Source organism: Pseudonocardia pini (genome assembly GCF_013870575.1).
In the GTDB taxonomy this organism is placed as follows: Bacteria; Actinomycetota; Actinomycetes; order Mycobacteriales; family Pseudonocardiaceae; genus Pseudonocardia; species Pseudonocardia pini.
On record NZ_JACBXB010000264.1, the window covers coordinates 1 to 6825 of the forward strand.

5 protein-coding genes and 1 pseudogene are annotated in these 6825 nt (G+C 73.1%); all 6 read right to left on the reverse strand.

Annotated features, from left to right (window positions below; genetic code table 11):
• A partial coding sequence (locus H5J29_RS16215) for an RND transporter family protein (protein WP_512700119.1) occupies window positions 1-1146 on the reverse strand: 1146 nt, incomplete at its 3' end.
• On the reverse strand, window positions 1146-2459 hold the full coding sequence (locus H5J29_RS16220) for an MlaD family protein (RefSeq protein WP_181781800.1): 1314 nt from the start codon (window positions 2457-2459) through the stop codon (window positions 1146-1148). The genes H5J29_RS16215 and H5J29_RS16220, both read right to left, overlap by 1 nt.
• Before the next feature lie 11 nt (window positions 2460-2470).
• Entirely contained in the window at window positions 2471-3730 is a 1260-nt protein-coding gene (locus H5J29_RS16225) for an MlaD family protein (protein WP_181781801.1), read from the reverse strand.
• On the reverse strand, window positions 3730-5070 hold the full coding sequence (locus H5J29_RS16230; protein ID WP_181781802.1) for an Mce/MlaD family protein: 1341 nt from the start codon (window positions 5068-5070) through the stop codon (window positions 3730-3732). The genes H5J29_RS16225 and H5J29_RS16230 overlap by 1 nt, the downstream gene beginning before the upstream one ends.
• Complete coding sequence (locus tag H5J29_RS16235) at window positions 5067-6383, reverse strand: MlaD family protein (RefSeq protein WP_181781803.1); 1317 nt, start codon at window positions 6381-6383, stop codon at window positions 5067-5069. The genes H5J29_RS16230 and H5J29_RS16235 overlap by 4 nt, the downstream gene beginning before the upstream one ends.
• Window positions 6383-6825 (reverse strand): annotated as a pseudogene (locus H5J29_RS16240) (MlaD family protein); the annotation flags it as partial. The pseudogene H5J29_RS16240 and the gene H5J29_RS16235, both read right to left, overlap by 1 nt.

Below are 6825 nucleotides of genomic sequence, written 5' to 3' on the forward strand. Positions count from 1 at the left end.
GAGGTCGCGGACGAAGGGCAGCGGCGAGAACGCCAGCGTGGCGAACCCCGCCGTGGTGCCGCCCGCCACCACCAGGACCGTGCGCGGCCGGGCGCCGCGGGCGAAGTACGTCGGGTAGAAGGTGCCGAGTCCGATGAGGACGGGCAGGAACGCGACGACCCCGAGCGAGACCGGGCGGCCGAGCCAGCCCAGCACGGCGACGGTGAGCGCCGTGGCCGCCAACGTCACCGCGAGGGGGACCAGCCGTCGTCGGCGCGCGGTCCACGGGACCAGGAACAGGCACAGCGCGATGGCGCCCACCGCGATCCCGCCGATCAGTGGGATCTCCCGGTCCACGGCCTGCCCCAGGGCCGCGACGATCCCGGGGACACCCGACACCGTCACCGCGGAGGCGGGCATGCCCTGCGCCACCGCACCGTCCACGGTGGAGCGGACCGCGGCGACCAACTGCTCCGTCGCGGCCTGGGAGAGACCCTCGCGGGGCCGGATCAGCACGGCGACGGAGTGGTCGTCCGGCACGACGTAGCGCCACTGGGGCCGCGGCTCGCCGGAGGGGTTGTAGAGCACGTTGTCGATGAACCGCTGGTTGCGCAGGGTCGGCAGGCCGACGGGCAGGCCCTGCACGATCAGCGGGCCGTAGCGCTGGTCGAAGTCCGCGACCGCCCGCTCCCCCGCCGCCGCGGCGGCCGGTTCCGAGGCACCCTGGGCCCGTGCCTCGTTCGCGGCGTAGGTCCGCAGCCCGTCGCGGCGACCGGTCAGCTCCGCGAGCAGGCGCTGGGCCTGCGCCGAGAGCTGGTTGAGCGTGGTCGCGGGGCCGTAGACCGAGGCGACGTCGGGGAGCCGGGACAGCTCCCCCTCCGCCCCGAGGAGCTGCCCGATCGCGTCCCGCTGCAGCAGGGCCGACCGCTCGTCCGACCGCAGCAGGACGACGATCGGGTCCCCGCCGAACGAGGCGGCCAGTTCCTCGTAGCGCTGCACCGACGGGTCCGACGAGGGCAGGAAGGACTCCACCCCCGTCTCGACGTCCACCCGGGCGAGCCCGCCGACGCCGAACGCGACGACGAGCAGCACCCCGAGCAGGGCCGCCGGGCGGTGCCGCAGGAACGACACCACCCCGGCGACCCGCCCGGCCACGGCCGACCTCATCAGTTCCCGGTGGTCGACGGGCCGTCGACCTGCGGCGGCGGGCTATCGTCAGGCGGGTTCGCCTGGGTGCCCGGCCGCGGGTAGGGGTCGTTGTCGTCCAGCGGGGCCAGCTCGTTCATCGGCACCGGGTTGCCCTTGAAGGACTGCGCGTGGAACACCGGCATGACCCGCAGGAGCGTGCCGTTGGTGTCGCCGCGCGCCACCGTCCACCCGAAGCTGGTGAAGAACTGGTAGAGATCGCCGCCGTAGGGCTGCAGGTACTCCAGCATCGGGTTGAGCTGGGCCAGCGCCTTGTCGGCGTTGGGCATCAGCTCCACCAGGTCGTCCGACAGCACCGGGACGCGGTCCAGCGTGGCGGGCGCCTTGTCCAGGGTCTGGTCGAGCGAGGGCAGCAGGCTGCGCAGGTCGCCCGTGGTCGCGGGCAGCTCGTTCAGCGCCGCGTTGAGCGCGGGCGCCGCGCGGTCGAGGTTGTCCGCGACCGGCTGCAGGCCGTGGGCGAGCTTCGACAGGTCGTCGCTCGCGTCCTTGGCCGTCGTGAGCACGCCGGGCAGCTTCCGCACGACGGTCTGGATGTCCTCGAAGCTGCCTGCGGTCGCCTGCGTCACCAGGTTCGCGTCGCTGACGAGCTCGGCGATCTGGCCGCGTCGGGTGTCGAGCGCCGCCAGCACCTTGGTGGTGTTGGCCGAGAGCTCCTCGAGCTGCGCGGACTGCGCCGACAGCGCCGAGAGCGCCGTGCCGCCCTCGCGGCCGAGCGCACCGAGACCCTGCAGCGTCCCGGACACACCGTCCTGGGTGCCCGCGGTGGCGGCCCCCAGGGACTGGAGGGTGCCCGCCAGCGCGACCCGGTTCTCGTCCGGCAGAGCGCGGACGACGTCGTCGATGGTGACGGCGGGCTGGACGGCGCCCGCCGGGAGGACGGTGTCGTCCGCCAGCTCGGGGCCGGTGCCGTCCTGGAGGGACACGTAGGTCTCCTCCACGAGCGTCTTGGCGTTGATCCGCCCGTTGACGCCCTCGTGCAGCGGCAGGACCTTCTCGTCGCTGATGTTCGCGACGACGGCGGCCTTGCCGTCCGCCGTCGGCGTGATCGACTCGACCTCGCCGACGACGATGCCCGCGAGGGTGACGTCGCTCTGCGGCACCAGGTTGTTGACGTGGTCCACGTCGAACTTCACCTGGTAGGCCTTCTGGGTGTACAGCGGCACGTAGCCGCCGACGGAGGTCCAGAAGTAGAGGAACACGAAGCCCGAGAGGGCCACGAACGCGACGAGGATGCCGGTCCGGATGGCCGGGAGCGCGGAGTACGAGATCTTCACGTGGCCACCTCCTAGCGCGGGGTCGGCGAGAGCTCGGAGGCTCCCGGGATCGGCAGGGTCGCGTCACCGAACTGCAGCAGGCCCCGGAGGATGCCGCCGTTGGCGTCTTGCATGCTCGTCACGGACGCCGTCTGGTAGACGAAGGCCTCGAGGTCGGGCAGGTACTGGACCAGCCCGGCCGTCACCGGGTCGAGCCGCCCCGAGATCGACTGCAGGTCGGGCATCGACGCGTTGAGGTCCGCGACGAAGGGCCGCAGGTCGGCGGCGAAGGGCTTGAGCTTCTCCGCGACCGGACGAGCCTTGTCGACCGTCGTGTCGAGGGTGTCGACCGTGTCGGTCAACCGGTTCAACGAGTCGGGGAGGCTTTCGGTTGCGGCCAGGACGTTGTCGAGTGTCGGGTCGAGCTGGTCGCTGAGCTGCTGCACGCTGCCCGTGGCCGAGCCGAGCTGGTCGACGACGCCGGGCAGCTGGTTCAGGCTGTCCCGCAGGGCGGTGCTCTGGTCCGAGACCGTCCTCAGCGTCGTCTGCAGCGAGTTCGCCAGGTCGGTGAGCCGCGCGTCGTCGCCGCCGAGGGCGGTGGAGAGCTGGGACACCGAGGTGACCAGCCCGGCCAGCCGCTCGCGGCGGGTGTCGAGCTGCTCCACGACGGGCTTGAGGTTCGTGACGACCTCGTCGGTCGCCGCGAGCCCGCCCGGCAGGTCCTCCGGTGCTCGGGCCAGCGCCACGTCCGAGGCCACCAGCAGGCTCTGCACCGCGGCCAGGGTGTTGGTGTCCAGGTGCGCCAGCGCGGCGTCGACCTGCACGGGGGCCTTGGCCCGGCCCAGCGGGATGACCCCATACTCCGGCAGGGCCCGGCCCTGCGGGGTGCCCGGGTCCATCTCGATGTACATCTCGTTGAGCGGGCTCTTCGGCCGGAGCACGAGGGTGGCGTCGTCGTACACCGGGTCCGCGTACAGGTTCTTGTCGATGGCGAGCAGGACCTTGGCGTGGCCCTGGTCGTCGAGCTCCGAGTCGCGGATGTCGCCGACCGGGACGCCCGCCATCCGGACCTCCTGGCCGCGGCCCGGCGCGAGCGCCGGAGCCTCGGCGAAGGTGGCGTAGACGTACGTCCGCGCCTCCCACGGCACCGTGAACCGCTGCTGGCTCAAGATGTAGCCCCCGCAGATCATGCCGAGCACGAGGACCACCACCAGGGCGATCACGTTGCGCCCCATGCCGGGCTCGTTGCGCACCCGGTCCAAGCCCCGCTTGAGGGCGGACACGCCTGCCATCACCGCTCTCCCGTTCCGTGGAACAGCTGCTGGTACATCGCCTCGAGGCTGACCGGCCCGGAGACGGTGCCGATGCCCGGACCCGGGTGGAAGGCCACCGCGTGGCCGTTCGGGTCGGTGTAGGCGCCCGCCTTGGCGAGGCCGGTGAACATGTAGCCGATCTCCGTGTAGAACGGGTTGTCGCCCTGGGTGTACTGGTACGGGCCGACGCCCTGGTAGCCGCTGTACAGCGCGTCCCGGACGGGGCCGTTGAGCCGGTCGAGGACCGGGCCCTCCACGTCGTCGAGCACCCGGGTCGCACCCTCGCTGGTCGGGACCAGGTCGCCCACGAGCGGGCGGGTGTCCTGCAGCGCCGTCCGGAGGTCCGCCACGAGCGGACGGGCGTCGGCGAGCACGGGCTCGGCCCTCTCCAGCAGCCCGTCGAGCTCCTGCACCGCGGGCCGTGCGGGGCCCGCCGTGTCCTTGAGCCGGTCGAGGCTGCCGTCGAGCCGGGTGAGGCCTGCGTCGGTGGTGTCCAGCGTGGCCGGGAGCATCCCGATCGCGTCGGCCACCGGCTGCGCGGTGTCGGCGAAGACCCCGCTGGTGTCCTTGAGCGTCGCGATGATCGCGTCCAGCTGGCCGTCCTGCTTGGTGAGGACCGCGGAGGTCTTCTGCAGGTTCGTCACCAGCGCGGGCAGGTCGACGTCCGGGCGGGTCCCGCGGAGCGCGTCGAGGGCGCCGCCCGCGGGGACGAGCGTGCCGGGGGCGTCGGCGAGCAGCGCGTGGAGCTCCTCGTTGCCGCCCGCCTCGCCGAGGGTGGTGTCGAGCTGGGTGACGGCGGCCTTGGCGCCCTCGAGCGCGTCGGGCTGCAGCCGCTCGGCGACGTCGTCGACCTCGGTGGGCAGCCGGGTGCGGTCCACCGGGATGTCCTGGGTCCACTCCTCCGTCTTGTCGCCGCCGGGGACGATCTCGACGTAGAACAGGCCGCTGAGCAGCGTCGTCGGGCGCAGCCGGGCGGAGGGGGTGTCCCCGGCCGCCTCGACCAGCGCCTCGTCGACGACGAGCGTGACGATCGCGCCCCCGTCCGGGGCGGGCTCGACGCTGTCCACGACACCGGAGTCGACGCCCGCGAGCTTGACCTTGCTGGTGTCCGCGAGCAGGAACTGGTTGGCGGCGAAGTGCACCTGGCGCACCTCGTCACCGCCGAGCCTCGCGAACCAGCTGGCCAGCTGGGGCTTGCCGATCGCGGCCACGAGGGCCCCGACGACCAGGCCGAACACGATCAGGGCCACCACCGCGGTGGGGAGCCGCTTGCGCTGCTTCGGCTTCTTCGCCGCCGGCGGCGGAGTCAGAACGCTCATCGCTGTCCTCCGAGGGGGAGCGGGAGGATGCCGTTCGAGGCCTGGTTCGGGACCTCGCCGGGACCCGGGTAGGCGTCCCCGGTGGCCAGCGGGTCGGCGAGGCCTGCGGCCCCGGACACGCTCTCCACCCGCGGCAGCAGGGTGAACCGCAGCCAGTGACCGGCGGCGTCGCCGTCGGACAGGGCGAAGCCCGCGTTGGTGAACCACTGCGCGATCTCGGGCGCGTACGGCGCCAGGACCTGCAGCGGGGTGTGGGCGAAGTCGACGGCCTCGGTGACCTTCGGCGCCACCGGCTGGGCGTCGGTGAAGGCCGGGGTCAGCGAGCCCAGCGCGGGCTCGGCCGTGTCGGCGACCCCGGGCAGCCTGTCCAGCGGCTGCGGCGCCTCGGTGAGCACACCCCGCAGGTCGGGGGTGGCGTCGCCGAGCGAGCGTGCGCCCGGCTGCAGCTGCGTGACGGCCGAGGTGGTCGTGCGCAGCGGCTGCTGCAGGTCGACCAGCGCCTGGCGGACCTCGGTCATCGCCTCGGGGGCGACGTCGAGGGTCTTCCCGAGCGCGTCGCCGTTGTCGGCGTTGACCGCGGCCAGCGTGGTGTCGAGCTGGCCGACCAGGTCGCTGATCTCCTGCTGCCTGCCGTCGAAGCGGGAGCTGAGGCTCTCCAGCGACCGCAGCATGGCGGTGAGGTCCCGCCCGTCGTCGACCGCCAGCGACCGGGCCGTGGTGCCGAGGTCCGGGAGGATCTGCGGCGAGGCGGTGAGGAAGTCCTGCAGGTCCTGGCCGTGCCCGGCGGCGCCGTTGCCGACCTGCTGCAGGGTGGTGCGGGCACCGTCCTGCGTGGCGGGGTCGAAGACGCCCGCCAGGTCCAGCAGCTGCACGGAGCCGAGCGAGCGGTCGGCGGGGAGCACGTCGTCCTCGCCGAGCTCGCCCGCGGCGGGGGTGCCGGGGTCGACGTCGAGGTAGAGCTGGCCGAGGCCGGACCGGCCGACCACGCCCGCCCGCGCGTCCTTGTAGATCGGCGAGTCGACGTCGTCGATCTGCATGGTGACGACGGCCTGGCCGCCCTCGAGCGCGATGTCGTCCACCCGGCCCACCCGGACCTGGGCGAACCGGACGTCGTTGCCCACGGCGAGGTCGCCGACGTCGGAGACGGCGACCTTGCGGTAGGTGTGCGGCTCGAAGGGCAGGCCCTTGGGCGCGTTCAGGGCCACGTACAGGAAGAACAACGCGCCGATCGCCATGAGCACGCCGATCACGGCCGCCCGGGACCGCGCGTTGCGGGCCTTGCGGGCCGCCACGCCTGCTGAGGTCTGTGCCATCACTTGCCTCCCAGGAGGAAGCCGAGCGCGCCGCGTTCCTGCTCCGGCTCGAGGCCGGTGGCGCTTCCGCTCGGGTCCGGCTGGCTCTGGAGCAGGCCGCCGGGGGTGGGCAGGTCATCCGGCCGGGGGGCGGGCGTCTGGATCTGCGGGTCGGGGGTCGGGTCGGCGCCGGGGAGCAGCGCCGTGGAGGGCAGGCCGCCGGGCAGGAAGCCGGAGACGGCGTCCGGGTTGACCACGAAGTTGGCCCGGAAGTAGTGCGAGAGGCCGTCCTTCTGGTTGGTGGTCAGCGCCCAGTTGCGGATGAAGCCGAGGACGCCGCCGAGGTTGCCCTGCAGCTCGCCCACGATCGGCTCGGCCCCGTCGACGGTCTCCCGCAGGTCGGGTGTTCCTCCCGCACCTTGTTCACCAGCTCGACGAGCTCGGTGTCCTCCTTGAGCGCCTT

What these genes read in the sequence shown, in the direction of transcription:
- H5J29_RS16225 (WP_181781801.1), bottom strand. Translation starts at nt 3,730, where the DNA reads ATGGCAGGCGTGTCCGCCCTCAAGCGGGGCTTGGACCGGGTGCGCAAC.
- H5J29_RS16230 (WP_181781802.1), bottom strand. Translation starts at nt 5,070, where the DNA reads ATGAGCGTTCTGACTCCGCCGCCGGCGGCGAAGAAGCCGAAGCAGCGC.
- H5J29_RS16235 (WP_181781803.1), bottom strand. Translation starts at nt 6,383, where the DNA reads ATGGCACAGACCTCAGCAGGCGTGGCGGCCCGCAAGGCCCGCAACGCG.